This is a genomic window from Alcanivorax sp. 24 (assembly GCF_004360225.1).
Lineage (GTDB): Bacteria > Pseudomonadota > Gammaproteobacteria > Pseudomonadales > Alcanivoracaceae > Alloalcanivorax > Alloalcanivorax xiamenensis.
The window spans coordinates 1-439 of sequence record NZ_SNUA01000099.1; the positions used below are offsets into that span (position 1 = coordinate 1).

The 439-nt window shown below is 57.2% G+C and carries 1 protein-coding gene; it reads right to left on the reverse strand.

Annotated features, from left to right (window positions below; all coding sequences use genetic code 11):
• Nucleotides 1-439 (reverse strand): carboxyl transferase domain-containing protein (locus E0L37_RS21435; protein WP_305015960.1); only part of this gene is annotated, 439 nt, incomplete at both ends.

Consider the following 439-nt stretch of genomic DNA (forward strand, 5'->3'; position numbering starts at 1 on the left):
TTTAAGTCATGGGCGGTAATTTTCATCGTTTCCGCCGCTCGTTGCGCCAATGACGCATCCTTCCATAAAATGGCAGCCGCCCCTTCCGGCGAAATGACCGAGTACGTGGAATTTTCAAGCATATGAATATGATTGCCGACGCCAAGGGCGAGCGCCCCGCCGCTTCCGCCTTCGCCGATGACGATGCAGACGACCGGCACGGTGAGCCCTGCCATTTCAAACAAGTTGCGGGCGATCGCTTCGCTTTGCCCGCGCTCTTCGGCCGATTTGCCCGGATAGGCGCCTTTCGTGTCGATAAAGCAGATGATCGGCCGCGAAAACTTTTCTGCCTGCTTCATGAGCCGCAGCGCCTTCCGGTAGCCTTCCGGGTGTGGCATGCCGAAGTTGCGGCGCAAATTTTCTTTCGTATCTTTGCCGCGCTGGTGGCCAATGACTGTCA